The sequence below is a fragment of the Ralstonia sp. UBA689 genome, from assembly GCF_002298975.1.
Taxonomy (GTDB): domain Bacteria; phylum Pseudomonadota; class Gammaproteobacteria; order Burkholderiales; family Burkholderiaceae; genus Ralstonia.
Map to the genome: position 1 here is coordinate 97,027 of NZ_DBMV01000040.1, position 17,129 is coordinate 114,155.

13 protein-coding genes and 1 pseudogene are annotated in these 17,129 nt (G+C 62.9%); 10 read left to right on the forward strand and 4 right to left on the reverse strand.

Annotation, left to right across the window (positions count from 1 at the left end):
• Positions 1–3: 3 nt before the first annotated feature.
• From B4F51_RS19060 to B4F51_RS19070, 3 genes are all read right to left on the reverse strand, one after another.
• On the reverse strand, positions 4–438 hold the full coding sequence (locus B4F51_RS19060; RefSeq protein ID WP_296228067.1) for an HIT family protein: 435 nt from the start codon (positions 436–438) through the stop codon (positions 4–6).
• An 81-nt stretch (positions 439–519) separates the two neighbouring features.
• Positions 520–1,965 carry an MFS transporter gene (locus B4F51_RS19065; RefSeq protein WP_296228069.1) on the reverse strand — a complete coding sequence of 482 codons (1,446 nt, stop codon included), beginning with the start codon at positions 1,963–1,965 and terminating at the stop codon, positions 520–522.
• 62 nt (positions 1,966–2,027) lie between these two features.
• Positions 2,028–2,660, reverse strand: a complete 633-nt coding sequence (locus B4F51_RS19070; RefSeq protein ID WP_296228071.1) for a TetR/AcrR family transcriptional regulator — start codon at positions 2,658–2,660, stop codon at positions 2,028–2,030.
• Between the two features lie 289 nt (positions 2,661–2,949).
• Between B4F51_RS19070 and B4F51_RS19075 the strand changes: the two genes are divergently transcribed.
• On the forward strand, positions 2,950–4,170 hold the full coding sequence (locus B4F51_RS19075; RefSeq protein WP_296228143.1) for a branched-chain amino acid ABC transporter substrate-binding protein: 1,221 nt from the start codon (positions 2,950–2,952) through the stop codon (positions 4,168–4,170).
• Positions 4,171–4,206: 36 nt separating this feature from the next.
• Here the strand turns inward: B4F51_RS19075 and B4F51_RS19080 are convergent, their stop codons facing one another.
• Positions 4,207–5,139 (reverse strand): 2-hydroxyacid dehydrogenase, encoded by a 933-nt coding sequence (locus B4F51_RS19080; RefSeq protein ID WP_296228073.1) that lies wholly within the window; start codon positions 5,137–5,139, stop codon positions 4,207–4,209.
• Positions 5,140–5,416: 277 nt separating this feature from the next.
• On the opposite strand from B4F51_RS19080, the gene B4F51_RS19085 reads away from it, so the two are divergent.
• The 9 genes and pseudogenes from B4F51_RS19085 to B4F51_RS19125 all read left to right on the forward strand — a co-directional run bounded on the left by B4F51_RS19085 (position 5,417) and on the right by B4F51_RS19125 (position 17,104).
• Positions 5,417–6,145 (forward strand): glycine zipper 2TM domain-containing protein, encoded by a 729-nt coding sequence (locus B4F51_RS19085; RefSeq protein ID WP_296228075.1) that lies wholly within the window; start codon positions 5,417–5,419, stop codon positions 6,143–6,145.
• Between the two features lie 121 nt (positions 6,146–6,266).
• Positions 6,267–7,977: pseudogene (locus tag B4F51_RS19090) on the forward strand (methyl-accepting chemotaxis protein).
• 855 nt (positions 7,978–8,832) lie between these two features.
• Positions 8,833–10,077, forward strand: a complete 1,245-nt coding sequence (gene wecB / locus B4F51_RS19095; protein WP_296228077.1) for a non-hydrolyzing UDP-N-acetylglucosamine 2-epimerase — start codon at positions 8,833–8,835, stop codon at positions 10,075–10,077.
• Positions 10,074–10,409, forward strand: a complete 336-nt coding sequence (locus tag B4F51_RS19100) for a hypothetical protein (protein WP_296228079.1) — start codon at positions 10,074–10,076, stop codon at positions 10,407–10,409. The genes wecB and B4F51_RS19100 overlap by 4 nt, the downstream gene beginning before the upstream one ends.
• Before the next feature lie 155 nt (positions 10,410–10,564).
• A complete protein-coding gene (locus B4F51_RS19105; protein WP_296228081.1) occupies positions 10,565–12,367 on the forward strand; it encodes a polysaccharide deacetylase family protein in 1,803 nt (600 codons plus the stop codon).
• 374 nt (positions 12,368–12,741) lie between these two features.
• The gene (locus B4F51_RS19110) at positions 12,742–14,010 is read left to right on the forward strand and encodes a glycosyltransferase family 2 protein (protein WP_296228144.1); all 1,269 of its coding nucleotides are present in this window, start codon (positions 12,742–12,744) and stop codon (positions 14,008–14,010) included.
• 4 nt (positions 14,011–14,014) lie between these two features.
• Entirely contained in the window at positions 14,015–15,094 is a 1,080-nt protein-coding gene (locus B4F51_RS19115) for a hypothetical protein (protein WP_296228084.1), read from the forward strand.
• Between the two features lies 1 nt (position 15,095).
• On the forward strand, positions 15,096–16,121 hold the full coding sequence (locus B4F51_RS19120; RefSeq protein WP_296228085.1) for a hypothetical protein: 1,026 nt from the start codon (positions 15,096–15,098) through the stop codon (positions 16,119–16,121).
• Between the two features lie 179 nt (positions 16,122–16,300).
• A complete protein-coding gene (locus tag B4F51_RS19125) occupies positions 16,301–17,104 on the forward strand; it encodes a YaiO family outer membrane beta-barrel protein (protein ID WP_296228086.1) in 804 nt (267 codons plus the stop codon).
• Positions 17,105–17,129 lie beyond the last annotated feature (25 nt).

Here is a 17,129-nt window from a genome sequence, read left to right on the forward strand (position 1 = left end):
CGCTTACTCGGCTTGCAGCGCGGTGATGATCTTCTCGGCGAGGGCCTTGAGCTTGTCCGGGTCGGCCTGCACGCGGGCGTGCGGCTGCAGCGGCGTATCGGTGTAGCGCGGCAGCACGTGGAAGTGCACATGCGGCACGGTCTGGCCGGCAGCGCTGCCGTTGAGCTGGAAGATGGCAATGCCCGGCGGCGTGAAGGCAGCGCGCACGGCGCGGGCCAGCTTGCGCGTGGTGCGGATGGCGGAAGCGGCCGCCTCGTCCGACAGGTCGAACAACTGCGCTGCGCCTTCCTTGGGCAGCACCAGCACGTGGCCGTCGGCCTGCGGCATGATGTCCATGAAGGCGATGGTGTGGTCGTCTTCGTACACCTTGATGCAGGGCAGCTCGCCGCGCAGGATCTTGGCGAAGATGTTCTGGTTGTCGTACGTCGCGTCAGGCATGGGTGTCTCCGGCAAACAGGAAAACAGCAGAAAGGACAGCGCGCAGTATATGCGAGCCCATCGCTGCCGACTTGCAGCAGGTCAAGCTGGTCCATCGTCCATCGACAGCGGTGCAGCCACGTGTTCGAGCGGTTTGCGTTCGGCCGCAGTGCCCCAGCAGGCCTGCACGGTGGCTGCCAGCAGCATCAGCACGGCACCCAGCGCGTAGCCGGCAAATACGGCGCCCCGCTCGTGGGTGTCGATCAGCCAGCCGAACAGCGCGGGGCCGGCTACGCCGCCCAGGGCTGTGCCCACGGCATAGAACAGCGCGATGGCCAGCGCGCGTACTTCCAGCGGGAAGGTCTCGCTCACCGTCAGGTAGGCCGAACTGGCGGCGGCCGACGCGAAGAAAAACACCACCGTCCACGCGAGCGTCTGCGTGGCGCTGTCGAGCACGCCGGCTTTGAACAGCGCGCCGCTGGCCAGCAGCAGCGCGCCGCTGATCGCATACGTAGCGGCAATCATCGTGCGTCGGCCGAGCACGTCGAACAGTCTGCCGAGCAGCAACGGACCGAGAAAGTTGCCCAGCGCAAACGGCAGCAGGTAGGTGCCGACTTTGGTGGCGGGCACGTCATAGAAATCCGTCAGCACGAGCGCGTAGGTGAAAAAGATCGCGTTGTAGAAGAAGGCCTGCGCGGCCATCAGCGCTAGACCCACCAGCGCGCGCCGGCGGTGCCGCACGAACAGCACGCGCGCAACTTCCGCCAAACCAGGGTGCTTACGTTGACGCAGGCGCAACACGGGCAGCGGTGCATCGTCGAAGCGGTGTCCACGCATGGCGATCTCATCTTCGATACGGCAGACGATGGTCTGCGCCTCGTCGTGGCGGCCACGTGTGATGAGCCAGCGCGGGCTTTCGGGAATCCAGAGGCGCATGATCAGGATGATGAGCCCCAGCACCGCGCCGATGAAGAAGCACAGCCGCCAGCCGGTATCCATGGGCAGATGCGCCGGGTTCAGCAGCCACAACGAGGCCCCGGCACCCAGCGCCGCGCCCACCCAGAACGTGCCGTTGATGGCGAGGTCCGTCCAGCCGCGCACGCGTGCTGGCGTCAGTTCCTGGATGGTGGAATTGATGGCCGCGTATTCGCCGCCGATGCCTGCGCCCGTCAGCGCGCGAAAGGCAACGAGGCTGGCGAAATTCCACGAGAATGCCGTCGCCAGCGTGGCCGAGATGTAGACGCCCAGCGTGACGAAGAACAGCTTGCGCCGCCCGAGCCTGTCCGTCAGCCAGCCGAACAGCAATGCGCCGAGTACGGCGCCGGCGAGATACGCACTGCTGGTGACGCCCACCTGCGCATTGCTGAGCTGCAGCGCGGGGCTTTGCTTGAGCGCGCCCGCCACGGCGCCTGCCAGCGTCACCTCCAGCCCATCGAGCAGCCACGTGATGCCCAGCGCCACGACCACGCGCGTGTGAAAGCGGCTCCATGGCAAACGGTCGAGCCGGCTGGGCAGATCGGATGGAGGAAAAACAGGCGAGTCGGGCATCGCGGCGCATTCAAGAGGGCACGCGCGCGATGCAGCACGATTTGTTCCTGTGCCGGGTTGCGTTAATCCTCGGGCGGCGCGCCGGCTAGCAGCGTGTCTTCAAAGAAGCGGCGGCGTGCGTCTTTATCGGGCTTGCTGCCCTGGTTCCAGAGTGTGGCCTCGGAGAGCTGGTAGGCGTAGAGCATGAAGGCGCGCGTCTTGGCGTCCTTGCGCGTAAAGCCGATCGCCCGGAAGTGCCGGATGTAGTAATCCATGCGGTGTTCATCCACAGCATCGACGGCTTGCTGCGCCATCGGGTCGCGGCGGGCCCAGGCACGGATGGCGAATTCGATCATCGCCGTGCGGCGCGCGCTGCGACCACGAAAAGGCAGCACAAGCAGGTCGCGCACCAAGCCTTGCACCGAGGCGTTCTGCCGCTCCAGCTTGGGGCCGACGCGCGTGCGCTCGCTCCAGTCCTGCAGCACCTGATGCAGCAGATCATCCCGGTTCTTGAAGTGCCAGTAGAAGCTGCCACGCGTTACGTCCAACTGCTTGGCGAGCACATCCACGCGCACGGCGTCGATGCTCTTGGTGACGAGCAGATCGGCCGCCGCGCGCACCCAGTCATCGGGCGTAAGCTGCGCGCGCGGCGCTGTGGGGGCGGGGGCTTCAGCATCGACGGGGCCATCGTGTTCGTCGATCAGCGAAGAGGGCATGCGCACCTCGTGCGGCGTGGAGATGAAGGCGGATTCTAGCTGTGCTGACACCGCTGTCCAGCGCTTACGGCGTACTTGCGCCCCCAGGTTTGCGCGAGTTGACACCGCAGCAAACGCACTTCTACCATGCACATACGTTTGTGTATGGAAGGATCGAGCTGCCGCAAGCCTTGGTTTGCGGTGTTGTGCAAGAACCATGCTCGACAATGCCTTCTGCACGGCGTCCAACGATAAGACATCAGGAGACATTTGCATGAAGGCATTTCGAGTTGCGCTGCGCGCGGCGGCCATGGCGGGCGCGGCGGCTGGCGCATTCTGCGCGAGCACCGTTCACGCCGAGACCGTCAAGATCGCCTGGATCGACCCGCTGTCCGGGCTGATGGGCGCGCTGGGCCAGAACCAGTTGCGCAGCTGGCAATACGCGGCTGATCTGGCCAACCAGCAGAACTGGAGCGGCAACGGCACCAAGTTCGAAGTCGTCGGCTTCGACAACAAGGTCTCGCCGCAAGAGAGCCTGACGCTGCTCAAGCAGATCACCGACCAGGGCATCCGCTATGTCGCGCAGGGCGATGGCTCCAGCGTGGGGATGGCGCTGCAGGAGGCGATTGCCAAGTACAACGACCGCAATCCGGGCAAGGAGATCATCTACCTGAATTACGCAGCGGTCGATCCGGACATGACCAACAGCAAGTGCAACTACTGGCACTTCCGGCTGGACGCCAACTCCGACATGAAAATGGAGGCCCTGACGACCTATCTGGCGAAGGATCAGAACATCAAGAAGGTCTACCTGCTGAACCAGAACTATTCGTTTGGTCACCAGGTGGCGCGCGCGGCCAAGGAATACCTCAAGCGCAAGCGCCCGGATATCCAGATCGCGGGTGAGGATCTGCATCCGCTGGCGCAGGTGAAGGACTTCTCGCCGTACGTGGCGAAGATTCGTGCCTCTGGTGCGGATACGGTCATCACCGGCAACTGGGGCAGCGACCTGGCGCTATTGATTCGCGCGGCCAAGGATGCGGGCCTGAATACCAACTTCTACACGTACTACGCCGGCACCACCGGTGTGCCCACGGCAATGGGCGCCTCGGGTGCCGACCGCGTGAAGGTCATCAGCTACTTCGCGCCCAACGACGGCAGCCCGAAGACCAACGCCGTGCTAGACGGTTTCAAGAAGAAGTACAACGACGACTTCTTCAACGCTGACGTCTACACCGGTCTCGCCTTCCTGTCCAAGGCCGTCAAGACCGCAGGTTCGGCCGAGCCCGCCAAGGTCGCCAAGGTGATGGAAGGCATGACGGTCGACAGCCTGAACGGCCCGGTCGAGATGCGCAAGACCGATCACCAGGCGCAGCAGACGCTGTATGTGACCACCTGGGTCAAGGCCGACGGCAAGAAGATCAAGTACGACCAGGAGAACACCGGCTACGGCTGGCGTACCGACGTCACGCTCGAGCCGCACCTGGGGGCTCAGCCGACGTCGTGCCAGATGAAGCGGCCGGCGACCTGATCGCGTGATTGGCCTGTCCCCGGTACAGGCGCTTGCTTAAACCGGGGACACCACCGCCTCGCCCGCCAGGTGCCGGCGGGCGTTTTCCAGAAAGCGATCCACCGTTGCCTGCACCGACTCCGGCGACCAGCCGGCAACGTGCGGCGTCAGCACGACCTGCTCCAGGTCCAGCAGCCCGGCGGGCGGCTTCGGTTCACTCTCATACACGTCCAGCCCCGCGCCACCCAGCTTGCCCGCGCGGATGGCTGCTTCCAGGGCTACCGTGTCCACCACGCTGCCGCGCGCGATGTTTACCACATAGCCGTGCGGCCCCAGCGCTTCCAGAATCGTATGGTTGATCAGGTGCCTGGTCTGCGCGCCGCCCGGCGTGGCGACGATCAGGAAGTCGGCCCACTCGGCCATGTCCTTCAGCACATTGAAGTAGCGGTACGGCACCCCTTCGCGCGGTGCGCGATTGTGATAGCCGATCTGCATGTCGAAGCCCGCTGCGCGGCGCGCGATCTGCTGGCCGATGGTGCCCAGCCCGACAATGCCCAGGCGCTTGCCCGAGACGCCGGGCGGCAGCGGGATGTCGTCGCGCCAGACGCCATCGCGCGTGATGCGGTCAAGCTTCGGGATACCGCGCACCGTGGCCAGCAGCAGGCCGATGGCGTGGTCGGCCACACAGGCATCGTTGGTGCCGGCGCCGTTGGCGACTACGACGCCGCGTGCCCGGGCAGCCTGCACGTCGATGTTCTCGTAACCGGCGCCCAGCGCGCAGGCCAGTTCCAGCTTGGGCATGGCGGCTATTTCAGCCGCGGTCAGGCCGGTTGAGCCGTTGGTGAGCACGATGCGTACGTTGTGCCCATCGCGGGCGATGGTCGTATCGCGCTCGGCGCGGGTGGGGGCGTGGATGACGTGGAAATGTTGGCCGATTTGCGCCACGTTGTCGGGCGTCATCGCAATCAGGATCAGCAGCGTCGGGTGCATGGTGAGGAGAAGAGGGGGGGGCGTCGTACGTGGAGGGCAACCAATCTGGTTTGCAGGAAGTGCCGCGCACGGCGCCCGGCGATCATAGCGCGCCCCTCGTACGATGCGCCGGAAGCCCTGAGCACGGTGCGGTTACACGCCGTTACCAATGAGCAGGTTTGGTTGCACGGGTTAGCAGTGCTGCGGCATAGACTTTGCGGCGAGAGGTGCATTGCCGCCGGCCGTACGAAGACGGACGGTCCGGACCAGACGCCTCGTCCACATGACGAGATCAATCATGCAAGCAACGAACAAGGCGGTACGCACAGGGCGGTGGGTGACAGCGGTGGTACTGGCCGCAGCGGCGGCCGGGCTGACGGGCTGCGTCACTGCGCCGCCTTACACCGGTTATGGCGCAGGCTATGGCGCGGGCTACGCAGCCGGCAGTTCCACCTACGGTGGCAACTACGGCAACAGCTATGGCGGTACGACCTACAGTTCCGCGCCGGCCAGTGGCTATGCCAACGGATATGACAACGGCTACAACGGCGGCTATGGCAGCTACGATCCGAATGCGCCCCAGCCTTATCCGCAACCGTATCCATCGCAGCAGCCGGCGCCGGCGCCCGTGTATTCGCAGCCGAGCTATACCCCATACCCGAGCAACACCGCACCGGCCTACCAGGCGTCAGCCGACAACCGCTATGGCGTGGTCGAGCGCATCGACGCCGTGCCGGTGCGTGGGCAGCCATCCGGCGTGGGCGCAGTGCTGGGCGGCGTGGTGGGCGGTCTGCTGGGCCACCAGGTGGGCGGCGGCCGCGGCAACACCGTGGCCACCATCGGCGGGGCGGTGGCCGGGGCCATGGCCGGCAACGCCGTGGAAGGCAATACCGTGGTTGGCCAGACCTACCGCGTGGTTCTGCGCCTGAACGACAACTCGGTCGCTACGCTCACGCAGAACAATCCGAACGGCCTGCGCCCAGGTGATCGCGCTCGGATTGACAACAACATGGCAGTGCCTTACTAAGCACTCACCACATCGCCCCCGCATGGGAGGCCGGTCCGCTCCAGGCTTCAGCAACGGCGCGGACCGGCCGATGTCGCCGTTGCGATGACTCGCTTCGACTTCCACGCTCAATCGACTTTCCATCCGTTTCCGACTCAACGCCGCACTGGCGCTGCTTGCCGTGCTGCTGGCCGCCATTGGCACCATCGGCGTGGTCGGCATGCGCGCGTCTGACGCGACGATTAAAGAGATCTACACCAACCAGCTTGCTTCGCTGGGCTGATCGGCAAGGCGCGGTTGAACGCCGCCATTGTTCGTACCACGCTCGATCGCGCGGTGTTCCACATCGACGCGGCTGACGTGCCGGCCACCATCGAGAAGGCCGAGACCTATCGGGCCAAGTCGGACGATGCCTGGAAGCGCTACTCGGCGCTGCCCATGAGCGCGGAGGAATCCCGCCTGGCCGCCGAGGTGCAGGCCAAACGCACCGCGCTCTTCCGCGACGGCATCGAGCCGCCCATCATCGCGCTGCGCGCGCGTGACGCCGCCGCCGTCGACTCGGCAGTCATCAAGACGATTCCGCCGCTGTCGGTGGCGTTGACTGCCGCTGCAGACGCGCTTGACCGCAGCCAAACCGAACAGGCCACTGCGGCCTATGAAGCCGCAGTGGCCCGATCGCACAATTTCCTGATGCCGACCATTGGCGCGATCGTGGTGGGGATTGCCGCTGCGCTGGGCTGTGCCTTCGGCCTGCACCGCGCGATCTGCGTGCCGCTGTCGCACATGCTCGGCCACTTTGGCGAGATCGCACGCGGCAACCTGACCGAGCACGTCACGGTCACCAGCCAGGACGAGATGGGCGCGCTCACCCAGGGCCTCATCGACATGCAGCGCGGCCTGATCCGCACCATCGAGACCATGCGCGGCGGCAGCGACTCGATCGCCAGCGCGACCAAGCAGATCGCCGCCGGCAACATGGACTTGTCGCAGCGCACGGAAAAACAGGCCAGCTCGCTGGAGGAGACCGCCTCCAGCATGGAAGAGCTGACCAGCATCGTGAAGCAGAGCGCCGACAACGCGCGCCAGGCAGCCAGCTTGCCGGCAACGCATCGGACATCGCCGTCAAGGGCGGCGAGGTGGTGGGCCGGGTCATCGAAACGATGTCTGGCATCAACGACAGCAGCAAGAAGATTGCCGACATCATCGGCGTGATCGAAGGCATTGCCTTTCAGACCAACATCCTGGCGCTGAATGCCACCGTGGAAGCCGCACGCGCTGGTGAGCAGGGCCGCGGTTTTGCCGTGGTGGCAGGCGAGGTGCGCAGCCTGGCGCAGCGCAGCGCGACGGCCGCCAAGGAGATCAAGGAACTCATCAGCGATTCGGTCGACCGCGTTGAAAATGGCTCGACCCTGGTGACGGAAGCCGGCGGGGTCATCGACGAGGTGGAGGTGGCCGTCAAGCGCGTGACCGACATCATGTGCGAGATCAGCGCTGCCTCTGACGAACAGAGCGCGGGCATCGAGCAGGTCAACCAGACTGTCACGCGGATGGACGAGGTGACGCAGCAGAACGCGGCGCTGGTCGAAGAGGCGGCCACCGCGGTGCCAGCGCCGAAAGCCTCTGCCACTGTGTCGTCCGCGTCCGGCACCGTTGCCAATCTGGCGCCGTGCAAGGCTGCCGTGACAACAGCGCCTGCGACGCCTGCACTGCGCGCTGCGCGCAAGCTCGCCGCAGCGCCTGCGAAGCAAGTTCCCGCCCCATCGGCAGCTTCTGCCGTGACAACCGAATCCGATCCGATCAAGCTTGCCCTGGCTGCGGTCTCCAGCGACGCATGCGATTGGGAGCAGTTCTGACGCCCGCGCCCGCGCGCTAGTCCTCGCAAGCCGCGCTTCGAGCGCGGCTTCGTGTTTCAGCGCTGCAACGTATCCGCGCAGGTTGGCGAGACCGCTTTTGCCGATAAAGCGGTCAGGCTCGCATCGGCCGGAGGCAATCTCACTATCGTGCCGAATCGCGTGGGGTGCGTCTGGGCGGGCCATCGCCCCTGTGAGCTTCCCGTGTTCGGCAAAGCGTTGTGCGACAAGGCCTTGTCTGGTCACAACACTTTTGCTACGCGACGCGAGCGGCAACGCATGTGCGAGCCGCGCAAATTGAGCCACCCGCGCGCCTAAGCCGAATCTCCGGCGCCTGACGGCTCAACACTTCCATCGTTTGTAGGGCGGCCAAATCGGCTGCGTGGACGAGTGTCGCGCGCCGCCGATATGCATGGCATGCCGTGACCATGATCGCCGCATCGCTACCGAGTTCAGCTTTCGTTCACTCGTGCAACATCTCGGCGCGCATGTAGCCTGCTCGGATGCTCGTGCTGGAAGCCGCATCGCTTAACAGCGCGGCTTCGCAGACATTGGCACAGTCCTCGCGTTCTTTCTCGCAGCAAGCGAGGCGGGGAACAACGCATCGACAGCCATCGTCGCGCAGGCGGTGGTGCCTGATGTCGCATCTCAAGCCATTGGGTTCACCCGCTCGAAAAATCAAATGGGGTAGCCATGAGCACCAATGTGCAAGGTGGGGGAAGGATCGCGTACGGCTCGGACGCCGGTAGAGGGCGCCGTGTGTCGCGCGTCAAGGGCTTTCATCCAGATGCTTCTGGCGGGACTCCACTGTGAGCGCAGTCATGGTTGGGCACAAGCTGACACTGGAGACCCTTCAACATGCGTAAAGCTCTCGCCGTATTCGGAACCCGCCCCGAAGCCATCAAGATGGCGCCGCTGATTCACCGGCTACGCAACTCATCCGCTTTCGACCTGCGGGTGTGCGTGACAGGCCAGCATCGGCAAATGCTGGATCAAGTGCTCGAGCTTTTCGAGATCGTTCCGGATTTCGATCTCAATGTCATCAGTAACGGGCAGAGCTTGACCGACATCACAACCAGGGTGCTGTCCGGTGTGCATGCCGTGCTCGACCAATACATGCCGGACGTGTTGCTCGTCCATGGCGATACCACCACGACGCTGGCGGCCACACTCGCCGGGTTCTACCGCAACGTTTCGATCGGACATGTCGAGGCGGGGCTGCGCACGGGCAACCTGGGCGCCCCCTGGCCCGAAGAAATGAACCGACGCGTGACGGACATCATGGCGTCGTGGCATTTCGCCCCCACGAAGCAGGCGCTGAAAACGTTGTTGGGCGAAGGTGTCAATCCGATACGGATCAGCCTCACCGGCAACACCGGTATCGACGCGCTGCTCCAGATCAAGCAACGCATCGATACGGATGCGCTGATCCGCACCAGGCTGTTGCGCAGCTATCCGTTTCTCGACGAGGCTCGCCGGTTGGTGCTGGTGACAGGACATCGGCGGGAGAATTTCGGAGAGCCGTTCGCTCGATTCTGTACGGCACTGCGCAGGCTGGCAGATCGGAACGATGACATCCAGATCGTTTATCCCGTTCACCTGAATCCTCTGGTGCGCGCGCCGGTCAACGCCATCTTGAACGGGCATCCCAGCATTCACCTGATTGGGCCGCAGGAATATCTCCCGTTTGTGTTCCTGATGTCGACGGCCTATCTGATCGTGACCGATTCCGGCGGGATTCAGGAAGAGGCGCCGGCCCTGGGCAAACCGGTTCTTGTGACGCGCGAAACGACCGAGCGCCCGGAAGCCATTGCAGCCGGTACCGCGCGACTGGTCGGCACCGACACAAACCGGATCGTCGCTGCGGTCGAGCATCTGCTCAAAGACCGTGACGAATACGCCCGCATGTCTCGGGCACACAACCCGTTTGGTGACGGTCATGCAAGTGAGCGGATCGTCAGTGTTCTGCAGGGACGGCACCCGGATGAAGACATCCGCGTCCACCAATTTGATGCGCAGGCAGGAAAGCCGAATTGCAGGCGCACAGGCCCGCGCGCTGTTCGCCTGCCCGGTCAGGCTGAAATCTGGAGGAAGGGATCATGAAGGCAATAACCATAGCGGCAGCAGCGATCTGTGTTGCCGGTGCACTGGCTTCAGCAGGAGCTGCCGGCGCCGATGCGCTGTCGAAAGAGGCGTCGGAGGCGATGTCGGGGCCAACCATGTATCTGCCGGCAAACCCATCGAATCCAGGTGGGGTCAAGGGCTACGACCATGGCAGGCAGTTTGATTTCAACGTCGAAGACGAAAACCCCGCCAAGATCAGGGCGCTGCAGCACCAGTTCAAGAAGACCATGCCCAAGCATGCGGTGGTTGGTCAAAAGGTCAAGTCGGGCAGCTACAAACTGGCTCCGGTTCATGACTCCGGTTCGAATTAGTTTTTCCTTTCTGGCTTCGCGCCGTTTCGTGGTTGAGACGGGCGGTCGGAGGTAGGTGCACCCCGGGGTGCTTGCTTGGATAGGCAGCGATGCCTGGCACGCCCCAATGAATTCCATCGTGTTTGGAGGCAACCGTGTTCCGAAATCTCTGTTCCATGCTGACACGACTCGGTGTCCTGGCATTAACGGTCCTGGTCTTGGCTACGCCTGCACCAGCCCGCGCCGCCACCAATCAAATCGCCATGTTGGTGCCGGATACGTTCTCGCCGACCGATCCGCGTGTGACAGCGTGGCTCGACGCCGCGTTAGAGGAAGGCCTGCAGATCACCCTGGTCACAGATACACAGTTTCTTCAGGGTGTCACGCCCGCACAGTTCCCGGGGGTGATCCTGCCCGATATGGTGCACCCGAATGCCAGCGATTCCTTGGTCGCCGCAGTCGAGACCTACGCGAACCAGGGTGGCAAGGTCATGCTGGTATATGACTTCGGAGCGCTGACGACCACGGGCTTCTATTCGGCAGGGCAAAGCCGGTTCAGCAACCTCGCTGGGGTTTCCTATGTGCTCTACGACACGTTGCTGGGCAACATGATCGGACTCGGGCCGGTCACGGGGTTGAGCAGCACGTTGCGCACGATCCAGGTCCCTCCGGGGAAATCAATGGCCTGGACGACGACATCTTCAACGGATCCGGTCGAGGGCATTTCGGGCTACGTTTATGGCTTCCTGACGTACCCAAGTTTCGTGACGCAAGGTACCTACGCCGGAACCACCATGCTGACTTCACCCAACTTCGGGCTCGTGGCTGGTTTGCGGAATTTCGGCGCAGGGCAAGTGCTGTTCGTCAATACGCCTCTCACTTACCTCAAGGGACAGACCGACGGCATGTTGATGCACGGATTCCTGCGCTATTTCGGCAGCAACATGATGCAAATGCCGCGGCTGTCGGCACAACCCAAGGGCATGGCAGGCTTTGTGCTCAACATGCACTTTTGCGCTGAAGACCAGATCGCTCCGGCCTATAAACTCAAAAGCTGGGGGATCTTCAAGAATAACGGCCCGTTCTCGATCGTGATTACAGCCGGTCCTGATCAAATCACGTTCGGCGATGGTCTCGGGATCAATCTGTCGCAGAACCTGACGGCTCAGTCACTGGTGCAATACCTCCTCGCCAAGGGGCACGTCATTGGCAATCATGGCGGCTGGATCCACGACTACTGGGGCGACAACGCCAGCGAAACCAACGCGTCCACGTTCACGCAGTACCTCGTCCTGAACAAACAGTCGGTGGAAGCCGTGACGGGCAGACCGACCGTTGAGTACGCCGCGCCACAAGGCAATACGCCGCAATGGTCGATCGACTGGCTCGAATCGAATGGCAACAGTGGCTATTACTTCGTGGGGCATACCGGCATGGCGCCCACACGCAGCTATCGCAACGGTGCGTTGCTGAACCAGACGATCCGCGCTTTCCCGGTGATGCCGTTCGGAAAGTACGCGACGTTTGAGGAATTTGAGGAATTCAAGGTGCCCACAACCAGCATCATCAATTGGTACAGCCAGTTGATGGACTTTGTGGTGAAGAATCGGACCAGCCGGCTGATTTACATGCACCCGCTCGGCGCCGTGGACTATCCGACCGTTCTCAGTGCGCTGTTCACGAAAGCCACGACGTATAAGTCGGCGGGTCTATTCAACTGGTACACGATGGACACCCTGTCCAAGTTCTCGCAGCGGCGGCAGCAAACTGCCTGGACAGCCACCGATACAGGCAATGCGTGGCAATTCCAGGCGAGCAATGCTGCAGGGTTGGTCGATCAGACCTGGGTATTGCCAATGTCGGCTTATAACCAGCCAGTCGTGACCCAAGGCGTGGCAACGGTGACGTGGGATACGACCAACTGGCTGGTGACGGCAGGTGCAGGCAACTCTCTGACATTCATCAGCGGTAAGCATTAACACCAGACGAGAGCGCAAGAAGGGGGGCAGTGATGTCAATGTTCTCGAGCGACAAGAGCGCGATGCCGAAGGCCGCCGGCACCGCAATCGCTCATGTCACTGCCACGCCCCGATCGTTGTGGCCCATCGTGTTGCTCGGCGCACTGTTGGCCGGTACGGCTCAGGCGTCTCCGGGCGCGGACGGCAAGGTTGTTGTCCGCGCTGCGGCCGAAAGTGTGCACGGAGTTCCTGCATCCATCGAGCGCACTCAGATTGTCGCGGGAGCGGGGCTCGTAGACAGGCCATCCCCCAACCTTGAAGACGAGCCCCGCGACTCACAAAGCAGGCTTCCCCCGCCGTTGCGGGCGGCCGGCAATCCAGCCGATGGCCCCGGCATGGGTGACTGGGCCGTGACCTCTATCACCTCGCTGCTGGCACTGGTGATCGGCCTCGTCGCGTTCTATGCGGTGAGGCACTACCTCTTCACGCTGAACCGGCTCTTTGGCCGGCAGCGGCATCCGTACCTGGACGTCGACGTTGCAAACTGGCCGACACTGACGGTGCTTGTGGCTGCGCATAACGAAGAGGCGGTCATCGCAGGGTCGCTGGCGTGCCTGCTGCGTGCGGACTATCCGGCAGACCGGCTCACGATCATGCCCGTGAACGATCGCTCCAGCGACCTGACGCGGGAGATCATCGACGAGTTCGTTCAACGCCATCCTGGACGCATCGTTCCTTTTCACAGAACCGGTGGGAAACCCGGCAAGGCTGCGGCGCTCAAGGATGCTTGCAGGTGGGTGACAGCCGAGGTCATCGTAGTCTTCGATGCCGACTACTTGCCGCCGGCAGGCTTGCTCAAGCAGCTCGTGGCGCCGTTCTTTGATCCAGAAGTGGGTGCCACGATGGGCCGTGTCGTGCCGCTGAACCTCGGCCGCAATCTGCTGACCAGACTACTTGATCTCGAGCGTTCCGGCGGGTATCAGGTCGACCAGCAAGCGCGCATGAATCTCGGACTCGTGCCGCAGTATGGCGGCACGGTCGGCGGCATCAGGCTTCGGGCGTTGCAAAGTGTTGGCGGCTGGCACGACGACGTCCTTGCCGAAGATACCGATCTTACGTATCGCTTGCTGCTTGGCAACTGGAGGACGATCTATCAGAACTGGTCGGAGTGCTACGAGGAAGTGCCCGAGGCATGGCCCGTGCGGGTCAGGCAGATCATGCGATGGACCAAGGGGCACAACCAGGCACTTTATCGCCATGTCTGGAAGATCGTGAAGTTCCAGGGGTGCGGGCTGTTTGAAAAATTGGATGGTGTCGCGTTGCTCGGCATCTATCTGATGGCGCCCATCCTGCTGGCCGGCTGGGCGCTGGCCATCCTGCTGTTCTATATGACGGGCTTTCCGCTCCAGGGGGCCATCATCTTTGCCCTGGCGCTGATGGCGTACGGGACGCTGGGTAACTTCGCGGCATTCTTCGAAATTGCGGCCGCGGTGTATCTCGACGGCAATCGAAAGCGGATTCGGCTGCTGCCCTTCAACTACTTCGGCTTCCTTGTCAGCGCGCTGACGGTTTCGCGGGCCATCTTCAACCAGGTGGTGGTGGACGCCATGCTGCGGCGCGAGCTGCATTGGGACAAGACCACCCGGTACCGCCAGGGGAGCTGACCGCATGTGGTTCGTGCTGCTGCTAGGACTCAACGTGGTGGTTTTCAGCCTGCCGCTGGTGCCGGCCGCGCTGGAGTGGAAACGCCGCTCAGATGTTGACCCACTGCAAATCGATGCAGAACATACGCTCGATGTGAAAGCGGTGGCTTCGGAATTTCGGGCGATGCTCGAGAGGCGGCGCGCCTCGGGCCGGATGGACGGTGCCCTGGATGCTCTCGGGAGAGTGGTCACGGTAGTCGGCTTGTGGGCGCCGACGCCCCTGGAGTGCGCGTTGCAGACATGCTCGCACGTGATCGCCGCGAGAGGACGCCTGATCCTGCGCGACAACTTTGTCTTCACGCACGCCATGTACGCGACGCGCGGCGTCACCAGTGGCAGGGAGAACCACCTTCAGGCCGTGTTGGCGGAGGGGGACCTGTTGGTTTGCAGCGGCAGCGTGCTGCATCGCTGGGCTTATGCGCGCAGTGCGCACATTCAGTCGCACTGTCGCCTGCAGGGGCCATTGTCTGCGCAGCAGCAGATCCTGATCGAGGAGGAATGCCGGTTCTCTTCGCTGATGGCTGGCTCGATCTACTTTGGCGCGCAGGCTGAGAGGGCTCGCCGGGGTGGTGCGAATATCGGCACCGGGCACCCACACGGGATCAATGGGAGTGAACCGGCGCGTGCCACCACCGACTCACCTGATGCCGGGCGCAGGATCGTGGAGGGTGACTGCACTCTCCCTGCAGACAGCTATTACGTCGGCGACCTTGTGGTACACGGCAATCTGTGCATCGGTTCCGGAGCGTGGGTGACTGGCAGCGTCAAGGCCGCGGGATCCATGTGGCTTGGCCACCGTGTTCATATCGGAGGTGCGCTGGTATGCGAGCGCGAACTTTCCATTGCCACGGAATGCGATATTGTGGGGCCCGTGATCGCGGAGCTGTCGATCCATTTGGGCTCCTACTGCGTGATCGGTGCCCCTTCGCGGCAGACCTCGCTGGTGGCACCTGAGGTGTGCATTTCGGCGGGGGCAACGGTGCACGGCGCCGTCAGCGCGCTGGACGATGGAAGGGTCGTGAAGTCCAGTGGAGAGCCGGCCTGACATGCGCATCAAGTGGATGCTCTCCGTTCTGCTGATGGCCACGGCAATGGCGCTTCAGATCGCCCACGCAGTCGGCACTCGCGCGGTGGAACTGAGTCTGCAGGGCTACCAGCGACCGGACGGTGCAATCACCACCTACCTCAGCGGCGATTCGGTTGACCCGTACTTCGCCACGAAGGCGCTGCTGGTCGCCCAAGACGCCGGACTGGATACCACGGCGGCGGCGCACAGGTGGATTCACTGGCTGTTGCCGCAGCAGTTGGCAGATGGACGGTTCGAGCGCTATTGCTTGAAGGGGGAGCGTTTCCTGCCCTGTCGCCCGGCAGACGCAGACGATGCGTTGTTGGCCACGTGGATGGAGCTTCTCGCGCGATCTTCTCCGCCGGAAGGCATGCCGGCCGATTGGAAACGCAGTTTCGGTCAGGCCCGCCGGCATCTCGATACGCTGCGTGACAAGCGCCTGGGCGTGTACCGCATCAGTGCTGATCTGCCGGTCGCCCTGCTGATGGACAACGTCGAGATCTCCAGCGCTTACAAGGCGGTGAGCGAGTACCTGCGGCGCAGGCATGATGAAGAAGGCGCGGTGGCCTGGAAGCGCAGGGCCGAGCAGCTTGATCGGGACATCCTGAAGGTGTTCTGGCAACCGGCGCGCGGCTTCGTGGCCAGTACGCAGGCACGCAACGAGAACGAGTTCTATCCAGACACGGTGGCGCAGATATTTCCGATCCTGGCCGGAATCCAACCCCCAAACCGGACATTGGAAACCGGTTATCAGGCCTGGATGCAGCAACACCGGTTTGTTTGGCTGCAGATGTCTGAGACAGATTTTCCATGGGGCCTGGTGGCGTTGGTGGCGGACAGGATGGGGGATCAGGACGCGATTACCTGCTGGCGGGCGCGCTCCGTTCAGTTCCGGCATGGTGCGCACTGGAACGTCTTGGAGGAGACGCTGTACCTGGCATTTGAGGCTAGACTCAGCCCAGAACAGGCGCTGTCTCCTGTCCCGGCCGGCGTTCGGTGCCGCTAGGCGAAAAAAGGGAGGTAACGCGCAGACAGCCGTTCTAGACTTGTCCCAGGCTGAAAGCCAATCTTGCAGCAATTCACACAAAACGGAGGGTGCCAATGGCCCCTCTCAGAACGAACAGCAAGCGAGGGAGGGAACAAATGGGAGAACACTTTCACTTTCGCAGCCGGTGCGCGAGGACCATGTTTGGCGCGCTGCTGCTAGTTGCCGCCCCGCATGCGTTTGCAGAGGCGGAAGCGACGGCGCCGGTGGCACCGACGACCGTTGTGCCTCCCCCGATTGCTGGTTTTATTGAAGGTGGTATCGGGCATGCCAGCCTGACCGGCAGCAACGCGGATTGGAACGACCAGTACCTCCGGGGCGGAGTGCATCTGACGCCGAAAGACTACGTGACGAGTGAAGTCAGCCACCAGAGCCATTTTGGTGATCAAGGTACCTTCGTGGGCCTGGGCTACACACGCACCTTCAATGACGACTGGTATGGATTCCTGAGTGCGGGGTCAAGCACCGGTGGCTTCTTTCTGCCGCGGTACCGGATCGACGGAAATCTGTATCGCAAGCTGCTGGAAAAGAAGAACCTGGTGGTGAACATCGGATTTACCTATTACCGCGCCAAGGAAATCTATACCGACAAGACGCTCCTGGTGGGTGCTACCTACTATTTCGAAGCGCCTTGGATTGTCCAGATTGGGGCTCGGCTGAATCGCAGCGATCCCGGACATGTCCGATCGAACCGCGGGGTGGTTGCAGTCACGTATGGCCGGGACAAAGACCAGTACATCACGCTGGTGCATGACAGTGGACGCGAGGCCTATCAGCTGACCGGTGGAGCGACGATTCTGAACGATTTCACCAGTCATGAAACCTCCCTGACTTGGCGCAAGTGGATCACCAAGCAGTGGGGTTTCAATCTGCGCGCGATCTATTATGAAAACCCGTTCTACAAGCGCAAACAGGTAGAGGCGGGGATTTTTCACGAGTTCTAGCCGTGCGACGATCCCGACCACCCGC

Excerpts from the sequence above, each read along its gene's own strand:
- B4F51_RS19060 (WP_296228067.1), bottom strand. The coding sequence starts at position 438 with ATGCCTGACGCGACGTACGACAACCAGAACATCTTCGCCAAGATCCTG.
- B4F51_RS19065 (WP_296228069.1), bottom strand. The coding sequence starts at position 1,965 with ATGCCCGACTCGCCTGTTTTTCCTCCATCCGATCTGCCCAGCCGGCTC.
- B4F51_RS19070 (WP_296228071.1), bottom strand. The coding sequence starts at position 2,660 with ATGCCCTCTTCGCTGATCGACGAACACGATGGCCCCGTCGATGCTGAA.
- B4F51_RS19075 (WP_296228143.1), top strand. The coding sequence starts at position 2,950 with ATGGCGGGCGCGGCGGCTGGCGCATTCTGCGCGAGCACCGTTCACGCC.
- B4F51_RS19080 (WP_296228073.1), bottom strand. The coding sequence starts at position 5,139 with ATGCACCCGACGCTGCTGATCCTGATTGCGATGACGCCCGACAACGTG.
- B4F51_RS19085 (WP_296228075.1), top strand. The coding sequence starts at position 5,417 with ATGCAAGCAACGAACAAGGCGGTACGCACAGGGCGGTGGGTGACAGCG.
- wecB (WP_296228077.1), top strand. The coding sequence starts at position 8,833 with ATGCGTAAAGCTCTCGCCGTATTCGGAACCCGCCCCGAAGCCATCAAG.
- B4F51_RS19100 (WP_296228079.1), top strand. The coding sequence starts at position 10,074 with ATGAAGGCAATAACCATAGCGGCAGCAGCGATCTGTGTTGCCGGTGCA.
- B4F51_RS19105 (WP_296228081.1), top strand. The coding sequence starts at position 10,565 with ATGCTGACACGACTCGGTGTCCTGGCATTAACGGTCCTGGTCTTGGCT.
- B4F51_RS19110 (WP_296228144.1), top strand. The coding sequence starts at position 12,742 with ATGGGTGACTGGGCCGTGACCTCTATCACCTCGCTGCTGGCACTGGTG.
- B4F51_RS19115 (WP_296228084.1), top strand. The coding sequence starts at position 14,015 with ATGTGGTTCGTGCTGCTGCTAGGACTCAACGTGGTGGTTTTCAGCCTG.
- B4F51_RS19120 (WP_296228085.1), top strand. The coding sequence starts at position 15,096 with ATGCGCATCAAGTGGATGCTCTCCGTTCTGCTGATGGCCACGGCAATG.
- B4F51_RS19125 (WP_296228086.1), top strand. The coding sequence starts at position 16,301 with ATGTTTGGCGCGCTGCTGCTAGTTGCCGCCCCGCATGCGTTTGCAGAG.